Source organism: Pseudoalteromonas sp. 0303 (genome assembly GCF_013349995.1).
Lineage (GTDB): Bacteria > Pseudomonadota > Gammaproteobacteria > Enterobacterales > Alteromonadaceae > Pseudoalteromonas.
The window spans coordinates 1-587 of record NZ_JABVXF010000120.1; the positions used below are offsets into that span (position 1 = coordinate 1).

At 51.6% G+C, this 587-nt stretch carries 1 protein-coding gene; it reads left to right on the forward strand.

Going from position 1 to position 587, the window contains the following annotated elements:
• A partial coding sequence (locus HUS62_RS22395; protein WP_175081202.1) for a hypothetical protein occupies positions 1–587 on the forward strand: 587 nt, incomplete at both ends.

Sequence of the window (587 nt, forward strand, 5' to 3'; positions counted from 1 at the left end):
GATGGCCAAACTGTTACTGTTATTATCAGCGATGGTACAAACCAAGTTGAAACCACGGCGCTTGTGCAAAACGGCGAGTATGTTACCGATCCGATTGATGCAAGCGCACTAAACGACGGCACACTCACCGCTACAACAAGCGTGTCAGATTTAGCGGGTAACCCTGTAAACGCGCAAGATAGCGTCGAACTTGATAACACCGCAGCGATCACAACCAGCATTGATAAAACCGCCGACGGCGTGATTAATGGTAACGGTGAAAGCGCCGCCATGGTCGTGCGTGGCACGGTTAGCGATGTGGAAGACGGTCAAACCGTGACGGTGATCATCAGCGATGGCACAAACCAAGTTGAAACCACTGCACTTGTACAAAACGGCGAATATGTTACCGATCCGATTGATGCAAGCGCATTAAACGACGGGACACTCACCGCTACAGCCAGCGTGTCTGATGTGGCTGGCAATCCAATTTCAGCACAAGATGCAGTCGAGCTTGATAACACCGCAGCCATCACAACCAGCATTGATAAAACCGCCGACGGCGTGATTAATGGTAACGGTGAAAGCGCCGCCATGGTCGTGCGTGG